Origin of the sequence: Nostoc sp. NMS9 (genome assembly GCF_017114995.1) — a bacterium.
GTDB lineage: Bacteria > Cyanobacteriota > Cyanobacteriia > Cyanobacteriales > Nostocaceae > Nostoc.
Map to the genome: position 1 here is coordinate 1 of NZ_JABXKL010000021.1, position 15,104 is coordinate 15,104.

Here is a 15,104-nt window from a genome sequence, read left to right on the forward strand (position 1 = left end):
TTTGCCACCCTTCAGATGTACGGAATTTGTTCAAAACTCAAATAGGAGTCCTATAGGTAGATATATAGGATGACCATCCCATTTCTTGCTTTTTTCACCTTTTTGATAGCAAATAATTAATGTTGGGACATCGGGATATTTTTCTTTAGCCTCTAATGACCACCTACCTGATCCGAAGCCAAACATCCACTAAAAAGGGTATTTTCTCGTCATATCTAATCCCTGATTATTATTTCTTTCACCTCTACGAACATTTAAACGACCCTTTGTCATACCCTTTGATTTTATATCTGTTAATCCTTTGATAATACGTTTATCTTCCCATTTTTCCGATAGGACATAATGACTTTTTGTATAATTGAGTATTTTAATGATAAATTCTATATCAACTTCATAATATTGATTATTGTCTTGGTAATTTATTAAAAGGTTCTCAATTTCTTTGAAATGATCCTCGATTTCATCTTTTTTATAGGCTGGACTTTGAGGGAAAACTAATGAGCCTGGTACTAATACATCAATTACTGAAGGATCTAAAACATTAGAACGAGTTGGTTTAAGATTTCCTCCTATCCAAACAGGTTGTAGTTTAATATTATGAATATCATCTCCAATTGCTTGTCGCATCGCTTCATCTGCTTCGTGAATAGAACGAAAAGCGTCTAGTATATGTTTTGGTAAAAAGAGGCGAGTTACATCTTTTAATTGTGAACTATAACCATACATTCGAGCATGTTGATGAACTGTATCCATTACTTTTTGTTTTGCATCTCGTCCATAATAAGTTACCATTAAACCATCAATTGTTACACCTCTTCCTAATCTATTACCACCGATTAATATGTTCATACCAGGATTATAATTAGGCTCTTTTTCAGGGTTATTTGCATTAATTATTTTAGGAATTGCACGTCTTAGTTGAATTTGTAATTCATCTATAAGTTCAGTAATTGGAAGTAAATTCTCAGCAGTTTTATTTAACTCTTTGTAAGCTTGGTCTAACCATTTGCGAGCTTGTTGATTTTCTGTATCTGAACTCTTTTCTCTAATTGCTTGATCTAAATTAATTACAAGAGGAGTCGAAGAAAAGCCGCACCATGCAGAAATTCTAGATCATTAATACTCATAGAACTATTGCCCAAAATTATTTATATCAATAATAAACATCATAAGAGCAGGTATAAAATTTTCCCAGTACTACTAATTAATTTGTCAAACAAAAACTTTTTGCATTAATAAAAGTAAACGCACCTTGCCAATCAAGCCAAAGTGCGATAAATATTAAGTCCACTTATGCGAACTTTGTTTGTATAGTTCTGCGATTTCTAGTCACCAGGACTAGATGCTAAATATCTATCTCGCTCAACTCGCGTGTGATGTGATCGAATGGTTCATCTACAAAAGCAGTATTAACGACACCTGCTGCTGCTACTTGTTCCTTAATCAGATCCTTGAGAATTTGGATACCACGAACCGTAGGACCAATAGGCACTCCTAGAGAATTGTAAGTTTCCCGCAACCCTTGCAGCACTCGTTCATCCAATACATTCGTGTTCCCAGCAACCAGCGCATAGGTGGCGTAACGCAAGTAGTAGTCTAAATCCCGCAGACAAGCCGCATAACGACGAGTCGTATAAGAATTTCCACCAGGACGAATCAATTCTGGCAGTTCTTCATATAACTTCAAACCAGCTTGCTTGACAAGTGCAGCCGCATTAGAATTGATTGCCGCCGCCGCTTGTACTCTTGCTGTACCACTATCAAAGTAAGACTTTAGGCTATCGATCGCATTCCGGTCAAAATACCGACCAGCTAGGTCATAATTCTTAATTAAACTTGTTACCGCATCGCGCATTCCTTCTTCTCCCAATCATTGCTATTTATGGTTTGATATTTATTTGGCTGCACTTATGCACCAGTAAAGTTTTGTGCTATTAAAAATAGATTCGGCACAAAAACAATCTATCCACTATCTATGGATTCTATGCCAAAGTTGACCCCTATATGATGAACTTTCCAGTTTTGTACAGATGCTCGCCGAAAGGTTAATATAACCTGATAATCGAGATATCTGTAACATAAGCTACAAAATCCGCTAATGTCTAGTATTTAAGATATTTCTGGTGTGTCACGGCTTGATTGAGATCAGCAGGGTTAGGATGCTTTGGAAGATTCTGGTATTACTTTAGGAAATTGGTAGAGAAGGAGTAACAATGACAACACCACAAGAAGTCTTGAAATTGATCCAAGACCAAAAAATTCAGCTGATCGATCTCAAATTCATCGATACAGTAGGGACTTGGCAACACCTCACACTGTACCAAAACCAAATCGATGAGACTGCATTCACTGATGGCGTACCTTTTGACGGTTCCAGCATTCGGGGCTGGAAAGCGATCAACGAATCGGACATGACGATGGTACTCGACCCCAACACTGCTTGGATCGACCCATTCATGGAAGTCCCAACGCTAAGTATAATTTGTAGTATTAAAGAACCCCGCACAGGTGAATGGTACAACCGTTGCCCACGTGTTATTGCCCAAAAAGCAATAGATTACCTGGTTTCCACTGGCATAGGTGATACAGCCTTTTTTGGCCCTGAAGCTGAGTTCTTTATCTTTGACAGTGCTAGGTTTGCACAAACTGCTAACGAAGGCTACTACTTCATAGACTCCCAAGAAGGTGCTTGGAATTCCGGTAAAGCTGGTACAGATGAAAAACCCAACTTGGGTTATAAACCACGTTTCAAAGAAGGTTACTTCCCAGTTTCACCGACGGATTCTTTCCAAGATATTCGTACAGAGATGCTGTTGACGATGGCACAATTAGGTGTACCCATTGAAAAGCATCACCACGAAGTTGCTACTGGTGGTCAGTGCGAACTAGGTTTCCGTTTTGGTAAGTTGATCGAAGCGGCTGACTGGTTGATGATTTACAAATATGTCATCAAGAACGTTGCCAAGAAATACGGCAAAACCGTCACCTTCATGCCAAAACCAATTTTTGGCGATAACGGTTCGGGAATGCACTGTCACCAGTCCATTTGGAAAGATGGCAAACCTCTGTTTGCAGGTGATAAGTATGCTGATTTGAGTGAAATGGCGTTGTACTACATTGGTGGTCTTCTCAAACACGCACCAGCGCTGTTGGCAATTACCAACCCTAGCACCAACTCATACAAGCGCCTAGTACCTGGTTATGAAGCTCCTGTTAACTTGGCTTACTCCCAAGGGAACCGTTCTGCTTCTATCCGTATTCCTCTATCTGGCACTAACCCCAAAGCCAAACGTTTGGAATTCCGTTGTCCAGATGCTACATCTAACCCCTATTTGGCATTTGCTGCAATGCTTTGTGCTGGTATCGATGGCATCAAGAACAAAATCCATCCTGGTGAACCCTTAGATAAGAATATCTATGAACTCTCTCCAGAAGAACTGGCAAAGGTTCCTTCAACTCCAGGTTCTTTAGAACTGGCGTTGCAAGCACTGGAAAAAGATCACACCTTTTTGACAGAATCAGGTGTCTTTACGGAAGACTTTATCGAAAATTGGATTGACTACAAGCTAGGTAACGAAGTCAAACAGTTGCAGCTACGTCCTCATCCCTACGAATTTTACCTCTACTACGATGCTTAATGAAGAGTCGTATCTAACTAAAAAGTAATAAGTTTTGCCACCCTAAAGTAGAGGGTGGCTTTTTTTTCCAGATTTGTCAGTTGAGACATTCACTCAAAAAATCCAGCTTATAACTTCTGAAACTTAGCTCATGGAAGCATGGCTGGGCCCATAAATCATCCGAGTGTTAGCATCTACCTTCCCTTGAATCGGGTTCCAGTAGTGAGATGCTTCTTCAGGAAGACCAAGTTCTTGTGCCGCCCGCATCAGTATTGATTGTTGGCGATTCTTGACTTGCTGATGTTCGCGCACCATTAATGCACGAGATTTATCTGCGATAGACATAACCATAGTCCTCTCTATTTCGTGAATATATAATTTTCCTTTCTTTACAAGACTAATATAACAAAAGTTCTGTAACATAAGCTACTTTTTACAAAAATTTATATTTTGTTTGCCTACAATTTTCCGGCTTTGGGGGAAAATCTCTCCAATTCACTTTTGATAACTAAAATCATCTAGCTTCAGATTGGTCTGAGCTTAAAAACACACTTTACCCAAGACTGAACATTTATTCGTTACTTTTATTTACAGTTCAGTTCAACTCAAGTGATTAATTTTTGTGACTTTTACTCTTTTTTTCGTTGAAGCTGCACAAATACAGCACTCGCAAAAATTAAGTTACTATTAAATAAAGATTTACAAAAATTTACATAATTTATGACAGTTACCTACCCGCGTAAATTTCAGAATGTTTTGAGTGCAAGAGATATATTAAAACGGGTGGTATGCGATCGCGAAATCCATCTCATTACCCTCAACCGCTACCGTTACAGCGAACAACACAGCTGCAAAGACCTCACAGAGCTAATTGAACAACTGAATGGACAGCCACGGCAACTAGTGCGGGATTTGTCTCATCACATCTCAGATGAGGCTCGTCATGCCATCTGGCTAACTGACTTGTTGACAGACCTGGGAGCAGATATTGGTAAGCCTCCCGGTTCTTCCTATATCAATGAATTTGAACGCCTACTTGATCGCGAACAACAAGATCCAGTCCAAGACCTCGAAGATTTTGTGATTTCTTCGCTTGCTGCAATTAACGTCACCGAAAAACGGGGCTGTGAGTATTTCTCTGCCCACATTTACGCGCTTAAACAAGCACCGCAGACAGAAGAAAACATCAAAATTCGGGAAACAATTGAAAAAATTCTCCCAGAGGAAGTAGGACACGTCCGGTGGGGTAATCGTTGGCTAGGAGAACTTGCGCGTAAGAGTCCAGAACATCAGCAAAAAGTAGAGCAAGCTAAGCGAAAATATACCGCAATTGAACAAGCGGCGTTTGAATCAGGAATGGATATCACCTTGGGTGCAGAACTACGGCGAGTTGCCAACCTGGTGGAAGTCGCAAATACCATGCCGCTTTGGCAACGTCCCCAATACTTGATGGAACGTTTACCCCAGACTTTGCTAGCACCTGAATTGCAATTTACTAGAATTCAAGCTGCACAGAGGGCTTGGCAGCGCGATCCACAGACGTTTATTGAGAAATTTGTGCCAATGTTCCTCAACGGCATCCAGGGAACAGAAAATAATCGCAAGAAAACAATGGTGTAAAAGGGCATTGGGCATGGGGAATTGGGCATGGGGCATTGAAATAATTAATAGTTGTTCTCCCTCATCCCCATACTCCCTACTCCCTTTTCTTTAAGTAAAATTCATCTAAAAAGACCAAATGCAAAATTTTGCATCTGGCCTTGGGTGTAAAATAATTAAAAAGACTAAGATGATCTGGCAAATCCTTCTTAACACTTATTTTGTCGCCAGCCATCTACGAGGAGAACGAACCAAGGGGCAAAAGTAGGTCAAGAATAGTAGATTTGTTAGCAAGTGCAATAAACCTATACTACTTGTGCGAATCCATACGCTAGATAAGCAAGAGATGAAACGAAAGGGATTTTATGCTTCGGCAAAGGACGCTAAACAGATGTCAGAGCGAAGATCGGTTACTTGCTTATGTAGATAATCAGCTACTGAATGTATGAGAAGAAAATCTATTGGCGAATAAAATGAAGTTGCCTTAAGACTATTTCCTCAACAAGCAAAATGTCTGAATTAGATGTGCTTTAGATTAACTGATGGCCTAAGTAACATCTATTTCTAGAGCCGTTGAGGATTGAGATGCAAAGCTTTCCACCGAATATGAGCAACAGTTGTAGAGCTTTTGAGGAGTTGGTAATGCTATTGATCAAAGCACTTAATTTGATTTGCTTTTTGATCGGGAGGATTGAGGCCAACTATATATACAAAGCTTGCAGTTGAAATACTAAGCGATCGCTGAAGACTTTCGTGTGTCAACTGTATATATCTCTGCCAGAAAAGCTGTGTAATAGATGTTAGCACAGCATCCTGTTTTCTGGTAATTCTGTTCCTTTGGGAAAAGAGGCATTACCCTACAGTAGTTAAACCAGAGCATAGATATTTCGGACTTTTTGTGTCACTTCTCTGCGCCCACTACCGCGATGACGTGGCGCATCATCTGAAGCTTGTTCAGATGCCGCCGAGAGCCACTGTTCCGAAGTAGGCGTGGAAGGCAGCCCTGTTGATAAGTGATTGACCATTGCTTGGCAGTTAAAAGCTAAGGGGCCGAACACCAGACTCGATACTAAAAGTGAAATGGCAGCACGCATAGCAGATGTCTATTTTGGAACTCTCCACTTCACTGATACTTAGCTTTTTGATTAATATCCGGACAATTCATCAAAAAGTATTCTGTTTTACTGAAAATAAACTCTTCTTATTGTTCTTTTAAATGTTCGACTAATAACCAATTACCAGAGTGATTGTGATGACCCCACAATGTAACTAATTGTTCGTGGGGATAAGCGCGTAATTGCTCGTCGATATGCGATCGCAAAGTCATAAGCTGCCAACTTTGCCCTTGATATGCGGCTGGGGCTGTGACAGTGAATTTGTATTCCTGCTGTTCCAAGCGGTAAAAAATCCCTTTGAAACAGTTACTTTCCTGAATTAATGCTTTGTCAAAAGCGGAGTCAGGGCAATCGCCACTAGCTGGATAGGCTTGTGGATTATCTAAGTAATACAGTTGCCAGTGCCGCCAATCCGAACGATTGGGGGGAAGATTAAAAAAAGGAATAATTAGCGCTTTTGAGCGATTATCTTCTAATAAAGCCGTTTGCAGTCTCCTTATAGGTAAATCTCTCGGCTGGCATTTTAACTCAACACACATCGCCGCTGCCATCCCTGCTGCTTGACCAATTCCCATAACCACAGGTTGTAATCTGGTAGCGCCATTGGCAATGTGGGAGACAGAAATATTCTTTTCACACACCAAGAAACCATCTGTTGTGGTTGGAATTAGACAACTGTAGGGAATTGTAAAAGGAGTTCCCGTCCAACGTCCGCCCCAGCGGATAGATTTTGGTTGCAGTGGGAATTGAACGCCAGGATAATGATGATCATTGGCGTAGTTACCAACCGCGATCGCTTCGCAAACGCCTGCTGTAGGATGCCCGAAGGGCTGTAGGGCGAACGCATCATTAAATATAGATGCAACTCTACCTCTTGCGATCGGCAAAATATCCTGTTCTCGGACAGTAGTTAGCCCCACCAAGCGGCGGCTTTCCCGGTAATAGGGATGCAATGCAAAAGCTGTAGGGGTGTGAGGAAATACTTTTTTTGCTAAACCATAGCGACGACCAAGCTGTTTTTGGATAAAATGAGCAAAATTTTGGCTGTGCCAGCGAGATTCTTGGATGAATTCATCTCTGGATACATCTGACTCTATCAATCGCCCTACCCCTTCGCCGTAGTCATTGCCACAGATTGGCCAATTCATCATAAACAGGCCACCAGGCAAACGTCCATAATTTAAAAATGTCTCTGCTCCATAGCCATCCCAAGCACCTGTAAACTGTGATGGATTATAGTTAGGGGCAGCCGGAATCTCTAGTGCAGTCACTTCACCAAAGTCTTGCATAATCACTACATAAGTGGGCGCTTGCACAGGATATTTCTGAGTTAAAGAGTTAAAAGTCGCTGGGGCGCTGGGTTCTCCCCACTCAGATTGCAATTCCCAACCCCAACGGTAAGGTATTTCAGCTAAAGCCAATAAATCTCCTAACTCTGTACCGTCGAGAATAATCTTGGCTGTGACAGCAAAATCAGCAAAGCGGACACCAGTAATAAAATCACCCTGCCGGAACACCTCTAAAGGTACTTGTCCAGAAATCCAGTGCAGATTAGGCAATTCCTGCACCCAATCTGCAAAAATCTTTGCCCCAATCCGGGGATCGTAACTAAAAAAGCTTACCCAACTGTTATCTAATCCTTCAGGCTGTCGTTGTCGCAATTCCTGCAAAAACGCACCCCATAACCCCGTTTGAAAGGCTTCTAATTCGTTGCCATCGGGTACAGACACTCCAGCCGAAGTTAGCATTCCTCCCAACCAAGGAAATTCACTCACCAGAATGGTTTTGGCTCCCCGTCGCGCCGCTTGGATAGCAGCCGCAGTGCCTCCGGTTCCTCCACCGACAACTAAGACATCTGCTATGTATGTCTGATGAACCATGACCAAATCCTCTACCAGGGTTAGCTATCTAGCTGATTTCGGTTGATCCTTGGCTCTACTTTTATCAGCTGAGTTTATAATTCACCTCTAGAAATCAGCTTTTGTCAAGTTTAAGAGGACTTTTCTAAGCACTAAAGTGCTTACTACAAACCATTAAAATGTACTACCGCAATTACGTATGAAATATTACACATTTGTCTTGGTGAGGTACAGGGTCTTGCATTTTACACATCTGTATGCAAAGATAATTTCACACAAAATACTGTAAATCTATCGATTTACCGGATTAATGAGTCTTAATGCTTTTAAATCTAACTGATTGCAAATGAAGGCATTGAGCGAGTATTCATTTGGCAATTAGTAATGAATAACTAAAATTTAAATAATAATTTCCTTTAGTGTAAATCGCACTGACAGACTAAAGAAAAAAGAAGAATTTAAACTAAAAAATAATGTGGATTGTTAAACTTGCTCTTCGTCGTCCCTACACTTTTGTAATTACTTCCATACTTATTTTTGTCTTAGGAGTAGTTACTATTACGCGCATGGCAACGGACATTTTTCCAGAAATTAATATTCCTGTTGTCAGTGTAATTTGGTCTTATGGTGGTGTCTCACCAGAAGAAATGGAACAGCGTATTGTTACAGCTAGTGAACGCTCTTTTACAACCACTGTCAATGACATTGAACACATCGAATCACAATCACTCAATGGTGTTAGCGTCATTAAAGTTTTCTTCCAACCAGGAGCAAAAATTGAAGCAGCAGTAGCTCAACTTACCTCTAATACTCAAACGATTCTTCGAGGTTTACCTCCAGGAATTACACCTCCTTTAATTATTCGCTACAATGCCTCTAATGTGCCCATTCTTCAGCTAAGTGTTAGCAGCACATCACTATCAGAGCAAGAACTTTACGATAACGGCAATAATTTTCTGCGGACTCAGCTAGCGACTGTTCAAGGCGCGTCTGTACCGTTACCTTATGGAGGCAAACCTCGGCAAATTATGGTAGATATTGACCCGCAGGCACTATTTGCCAAAGGTCTTTCAGCTACAGATGTCACAACCGCAATCAGCGCCCAAAATCTTATCTTACCTGGGGGAAATGCCAAATTAGGCGATCGCGAGTACAGTGTTCGACTCAATAGTAGTCCCCAAGTCTTAGACGCGTTAAACAATTTACCCATTAAACAGATTAACGGTACTGTAATTTATATACGTGATGTTGCCCAAGTCCATGACGGCTTTGCAGTGCAGAACAATATTGTTCGTCGAGATGGGCGACGTTCTAGCTTATTAACTATTCTCAAAAGTGGTAGTGCTTCAACTTTAGATGTTGTAGCTAGAGTCAAAGAAAGACTACCAAAAATTCAAGCCACATTACCCAAAGAATTAGATTTAGAAATCTTATTTGATCAATCTATATTTGTTAAAGCTTCCATCCACGGAGTATTAACCGAAGGATTGATTGCAGCTTGTTTAACTGCCGCGATGATTTTATTATTCTTAGGCAGTTGGCGCAGCACTTTAATTGTGGCAATTTCCATTCCTTTATCAATTCTTTGTTCTATCATTGCTCTGCGATTGATAGGACAAACTTTGAATATTATGACCTTGGGAGGTCTATCTCTAGCAGTTGGGATTTTAGTTGATGATGCCACAGTAGAAATCGAAAATATCCACCGCAATTTGGGACAAGGAAAACCTCTACAACAAGCTATTTTAGATGGCGCACAACAAATAGCTGTTCCGGCTTTCGTTTCAACCTTGGCAATCTGTATTGTTTTTATCCCAATTGTCTTTTTAACAGGAGTAGCACAATCGCTATTTATGCCTTTAGGAATGGCGGTTGTTTTTGCGATGTTTGCCTCCTATCTACTGTCGCGTACAGTAGTACCAATGTTGGCAAAGTTTCTGCTTGGTAAAGAACTACATCTTTATACTGAACATGAAAATCTAGATAATAACGGTAATGGTCATGTAATTCCTAAAAAAGATATTTTCTGGCGGATTCATGAGCAGTTTAACCGTCAATTTGAGAAATTTCGCCAAAACTATCGAAATACTTTAGCTAAAGCTCTAAATCATCGTGGTGTAGTTTTTGCAATGTTTGGTGCTTTTTGGGTAAGCGCCTTAGTTTTACTACCTTTTGTTGGTCAAGACTTTTTTCCTCAAGTAGATGCAGGTCAGTTCCGGTTGCATGTCCGCGCTCCTGCGGGAACACGACTTGAAAAGACAGAACAGATTTTTACTCAAGTTGAAAATGAGATTCGCCAAGTTATTCCTGAGGAAGAATTAGAAATTATTCTTGACAATATTGGTGTACCTGTAGGTGGAGTAAACCTCGCTTTTAGTGACACAGCAACCATCGGCCCTGGTGATGGAGAAATTCTTGTAGGTCTTAAAGAAGGTAAACATCATTCTACTTGGCAATATGTTAGACAACTACGTCAAAAATTAACTGCCCAATTTCCTGAATTAACCTTCTTTTTCCAACCTGCGGATATAGTAACTCAAATTCTCAATTTTGGTTTACCAGCCCCTATTGATATTCAGGTCATAGGCCCAGCTAAAAATCGTCGGGATAACTACAAAATTGCCAAACAAATCAAAACCCAAATAGCTCAAATTCCGGGAGCAGTTGATGTTCATTTACATCAAGTCGTTGATGCCCCAGACCTACGTATTAATGTAGATCGTTCTCAAGCACAACGTAGCGGTTTAACTCAACGAGATGTTGCCAATAACCTACTCACATCATTAAGTTCTAGTGGTCAAACATCACCCAATTTTTGGCTCGATCCTATCAAAGGAGTCAGTTATTTAATAGCAGTACAAGTTCCTCAGTACAAACTTAACTCACTAGAAAAAATTCAGAATACTCCTGTAGCTAACGGTTCTAGCTCGTCACAACTTTTAAGCAATCTTGCTGTTGTTAAACGTGGGAAAGCTGCTGCTGTTGTTAATCATTACAACGTACAGCCTGTATTTAATATTTACGCCAATGTTCAAGGTCGTGATTTAGGTGGTGTAGCCAGCAATATTTATAAAATAGTTGGACAATTTCAGCATAAGTTACCACGTGGAACGTCAATTATGGTGAAAGGCCAAGTAGAAACGATGAATTCATCTTTTCTAGGATTAGAAGTAGGATTGATATTTGCCATTGGATTAGTTTATTGCTTAATAGTAGTCAATTTTCAATCTTGGATTGATCCATTCATTATTATGATGGCACTACCAAATGCTTTAGCAGGAATTGTCTGGATACTATTTGTGACTAATACGACTTTTAGCGTACCTTCTTTGATGGGTGCAATTATGAGTATTGGGGTTGCTACTGCCAATAGTATTTTGCTCGTCACCTTTGCTAATGAGCAACGTCTAATAGGGGAAAAAGCTGTTTCTGCGGCTTTATCTGCTGGTTATACCCGTTTGCGTCCAGTATTAATGACTGCTGGGGCCATGATTATGGGGATGTTGCCAATGTCTCTTGGTTTAGGAGAAGGTGGTGAACAAAATGCTCCTTTAGGACGTGCTGTAATTGGTGGATTATTAGCAGCAACAGTGGCAACTTTAATTTTTGTACCTGTAATTTACAGTATTTTGCGCCGAAAAGAACCTCAAAATTTAGAGGAAGAATTATCTTCTACTATCAAATTAACTGTAGCCAATCGGTAAACTATTCGTGAATAATTAGATTCCCGATTTATCTAAAAAATCGGGAATAGAAGATAAACCTAGATTTTCATAAATAAACAAATCAAATAGAAATTTTCTAGTATGGATACTCAAGAAAATACCAAAGTTGATCATTCTGATCTCACATCAATCGCGGCAACGACTAAAAAAAGTCGCTTCAATTTTATCACCATTATCGCTACGACTACTTTAGTTGTAACTGCGCTTTTAGCACTTGGTGTTATACCTCGGTTACAACAGCAATCAGAATTAAATGCTTTCGCTAAATCTACAACAAAAAAAGTTTCTTCGGTCAATGTAGTTAAACCAAAAGTTGCTGCTAATTTCACCGAATTAGTTCTACCTAGCAGTATTCAAGCAAGCCAAGAAACTACCATTTATGCCCGTACCAGTGGCTATTTACAAAAAAAATTAGTGGATATTGGCGAACGTGTAAATCAGGGGCAGCTACTAGCTATAATTGATGCCCCAGAAACTGACCAAGATGTACAGCAAGCTCGTGCAGAATTGGCAAAGTCTGAGGCCAATCTTGCTCAAGTTCAGGCAGATTTAGCGCAAAAGCAAAGTAATCTTTCTCAAACAAAAGCCAACTTAAAAGCTAGACAGGCGGAATTAACCGAAGCACGTACTAACCTAGAATTAGCACGTCAAACTTGGCAACGTTGGCAATTACTTCAAAAGCAAGGAGCCGTAACTACACAAGCTGCTGATGAACGTCAAACTGCTTTTAATGCAAGTCAAGCTAATGTAGATACTTTAATTGCTCGCGTTAATTCAGACCAAGAAAGTGTAAATACTGCTCTGGCAGCTATTAATTCCCAGAAAGCTAACATTAATGCGTTTATTGCAAGTAGAAGTGTTAGTAAATCAGATTTACAACGGATAACTGCTTTACAAACATTCAAACAAATTGTTGCTCCTTTTGCAGGTGTAATTACTGCTCGCAATATAGATACTGGAGCTTTAATTTCTGCGGGTAGTAATAATAATAGTGGAAATTCCTGGTTATTTAAGATTGCTCAGACAAATAATTTACGTATCCGAATTAATGTTCCCCAGGCTTTTGTTCAATCAATTCACCCTGGACAAACTGCGCTTGTTCGTGTTCGTGAGCTACCGAAAAAAGCTTTTTCTGGTAAAGTTATTCGGACTGCTGATGTCTTAGATGCTACTTCTAATACCCTTTTAACTGAAATTGAAGTACAGAATTCAGAGAATGTGTTGCGTCCTGGGATGTATGCTGAAGTGACTTTTAAGACTGAACGTGCTAATCCACCTTTATTAGTACCAGCTAATACCTTAGTGATTAATGCAGATGGTATACAAGTAGCCACTGTGACGAAAGAAAAGAAAGTTAAATACCAGAAGGTAGAGCTGGGACGAGATTATGGTACTGAAGTTGAAGTCGTTTCTGGTTTAAGCCCTAATGTTAGGTTAATTACTAATCCTACGGATGCTCTCCAAGATGGGAAATCAGTTCAGGTACTTGCATCCAAGCCTAAGACTAAGAATTAAAATATAGCAGTTCTCGATTGAGTAATGTAAAAGAACCCCACCCCCAACCCCCTCCCCGCAAGCGAGGAGGGGACTATAATTTACCTTATTATGATTAGGAAACGCTATAATTCATAATTCGTAATTTGTAACGGAGTTTTAGACCTCGCCACACAACTTGCTGCTTTTAGAAGCGGGGGAGTTAAACCCCCAGAATTAGTTAATTTTGAGTTTGGAGTGTATCTGTTTCCTACGGGACGCTTTACGAATGGGGAAGCAAGCTAGGCGCAGCATTTCGTTAGAAAAGGCATGTGACTTGCGTTAGAACAAAGTAAATTTAACCGATAATAAATAGCTTAACGTTGACCACTAATGTTACATCTAGTATCGTTGAGCGGGGAAAAACCAACGTGAAAGCACAGGTATTTAGAGGCGTTAATCAACTTTCTTACGAAGATATCCCAGTTCCAAGTCTGGAATCAGATGAAGTGCTGGTACAGGTGCGGGTTGTGGGGTTGTGTCAGTCAGATATTAAAAAAATTCGTTATCCGCTATATGAACCGCCGCGCATTTTTGGACATGAAACTGCCGGCACGATCGCAGCATTAGGCAATAATGTCAAAGGTTGGCAAGTTGGACAACGGGTAGCGGTGATGCACCACATCCCTTGTATGCGTTGTGCCTACTGCCTAAGTGATAATTTCTCTATGTGCGATGTTTACAAGAACATCTCCACTACCGCAGGCTTTAACGCCAGTGGCGGCGGCTTTGCTGATTATGTCAAGGTTCCTGGACATATTGTGGAAAACGGTGGGCTAATTCCCATCCCGGATAATATCAGTTTTGAAGAAGCGAGTTTTGTCGAACCAACGAACTGCTGCTTGAAAGCTGTGAAAAAAGCCCAAATTGCCCCAGGACAAACTGTGTTAGTTACTGGTGCTGGGCCAATTGGGTTAATGTTCATTATGTTGGTGAAGTATTTTGGAGCAAAAGCGATCGCTACTGATTTACTACCCTCTAGAATTGATAAAGCCTTAAGTGTCGGTGCAGAAGCGGCTTTTGATGCTCGCGATCCCGATTTACCCGCCAAAATTCATACCCTAACTGGTGGACTAGGTGTTGATGTTACACTGCTGGCTGTTCCGAGTGAGAAAGCTTTCTTTCAAGCACTTGATAGTACCCGCAAAGGTGGCAAAATCCTATTTTTCGCCGAATTCCCTGATGAGGTGGAAATTCCCATCAACCCGAATATCCTCTACCGTCGAGAAATTGACTTGATAGGTAGTTATAGCTCATCTTATCGGCTTCAGAATTTATCAGCTGATATTGTATTTAATCAGCGCATTGATGTGCAAGCATTGATTAGCGATCGCTATCCATTAAAAGATTTATCAGCAGCTGTGGAAGTTGCGATCGCACCCACACCCGATACTTATAAAATACTGATTTATCCGTAAAAGGGAGATGACGAAGATGAGAGATGAGAGATGAGAGAGTGTTTAAACTAGAAGTTTAAAGTTCAAAGGCTCAACGATGAAGCTCAAAGGTTCAACGGTGAAGCTCAAAGGTTCAACGGTGAAGCTCAAAGGTTCAACGACGAAGCTCAAAGGTTCAACGACGAAGCTCAAAGGTTCAACGATGAAGCTCAAAGGTTCAACGACGAAGCTCAAAGGTTCAACGACGAAGCTCAAAGGT

10 protein-coding genes and 1 pseudogene are annotated in these 15,104 nt (G+C 40.5%); 5 read left to right on the top strand and 6 right to left on the bottom strand.

The features are described from left to right. Positions 1-189: 189 nt before the first annotated feature. Both HWQ40_RS08420 and apcB read right to left on the bottom strand, forming a co-directional pair. Positions 190-1,107, bottom strand: coding sequence for a Z1 domain-containing protein (locus tag HWQ40_RS08420; protein WP_366933933.1), 918 nt, complete (start codon positions 1,105-1,107; stop codon positions 190-192). Between the two features lie 238 nt (positions 1,108-1,345). Continuing rightward, the gene (gene apcB, locus HWQ40_RS08425) at positions 1,346-1,855 is read right to left on the bottom strand and encodes an allophycocyanin subunit beta (protein ID WP_289795133.1); all 510 of its coding nucleotides are present in this window, start codon (positions 1,853-1,855) and stop codon (positions 1,346-1,348) included. A 358-nt stretch (positions 1,856-2,213) separates the two neighbouring features. On the opposite strand from apcB, the gene glnA reads away from it, so the two are divergent. Beyond that, complete coding sequence (gene glnA / locus HWQ40_RS08430; protein ID WP_292776558.1) at positions 2,214-3,638, top strand: type I glutamate--ammonia ligase; 1,425 nt, start codon at positions 2,214-2,216, stop codon at positions 3,636-3,638. A 123-nt stretch (positions 3,639-3,761) separates the two neighbouring features. On the opposite strand, the gene HWQ40_RS08435 is transcribed toward glnA, so the two are convergent. After that, complete coding sequence (locus HWQ40_RS08435; protein WP_094327996.1) at positions 3,762-3,962, bottom strand: hypothetical protein; 201 nt, start codon at positions 3,960-3,962, stop codon at positions 3,762-3,764. A 375-nt stretch (positions 3,963-4,337) separates the two neighbouring features. Here HWQ40_RS08435 and HWQ40_RS08440 point away from each other — a divergent pair, with 375 nt between their 5' ends. Further along, positions 4,338-5,237 carry a ferritin-like domain-containing protein gene (locus HWQ40_RS08440; RefSeq protein WP_292776562.1) on the top strand — a complete coding sequence of 300 codons (900 nt, stop codon included), beginning with the start codon at positions 4,338-4,340 and terminating at the stop codon, positions 5,235-5,237. A gap of 845 nt (positions 5,238-6,082) precedes the next feature. Here the strand turns inward: HWQ40_RS08440 and HWQ40_RS08445 are convergent. Continuing rightward, positions 6,083-6,310 (bottom strand): hypothetical protein, encoded by a 228-nt coding sequence (locus HWQ40_RS08445; RefSeq protein WP_292776564.1) that lies wholly within the window; start codon positions 6,308-6,310, stop codon positions 6,083-6,085. Between the two features lie 107 nt (positions 6,311-6,417). Next, positions 6,418-8,211, bottom strand: a complete 1,794-nt coding sequence (locus HWQ40_RS08450; RefSeq protein ID WP_292776566.1) for an FAD-dependent oxidoreductase — start codon at positions 8,209-8,211, stop codon at positions 6,418-6,420. 452 nt (positions 8,212-8,663) lie between these two features. Here HWQ40_RS08450 and HWQ40_RS08455 point away from each other — a divergent pair, with 452 nt between their 5' ends. From HWQ40_RS08455 to HWQ40_RS08465, 3 genes are all read left to right on the top strand, one after another. Further along, positions 8,664-11,894 carry an efflux RND transporter permease subunit gene (locus tag HWQ40_RS08455; protein ID WP_292776568.1) on the top strand — a complete coding sequence of 1,077 codons (3,231 nt, stop codon included), beginning with the start codon at positions 8,664-8,666 and terminating at the stop codon, positions 11,892-11,894. A gap of 102 nt (positions 11,895-11,996) precedes the next feature. Continuing rightward, a complete protein-coding gene (locus HWQ40_RS08460; protein ID WP_292776570.1) occupies positions 11,997-13,430 on the top strand; it encodes an efflux RND transporter periplasmic adaptor subunit in 1,434 nt (477 codons plus the stop codon). 389 nt (positions 13,431-13,819) lie between these two features. After that, positions 13,820-14,866, top strand: a complete 1,047-nt coding sequence (locus HWQ40_RS08465) for a zinc-dependent dehydrogenase (RefSeq protein ID WP_292776612.1) — start codon at positions 13,820-13,822, stop codon at positions 14,864-14,866. A gap of 42 nt (positions 14,867-14,908) precedes the next feature. Here the strand turns inward: HWQ40_RS08465 and HWQ40_RS08470 are convergent. After that, a pseudogene (locus tag HWQ40_RS08470) lies at positions 14,909-15,104 on the bottom strand (hypothetical protein); the annotation flags it as partial.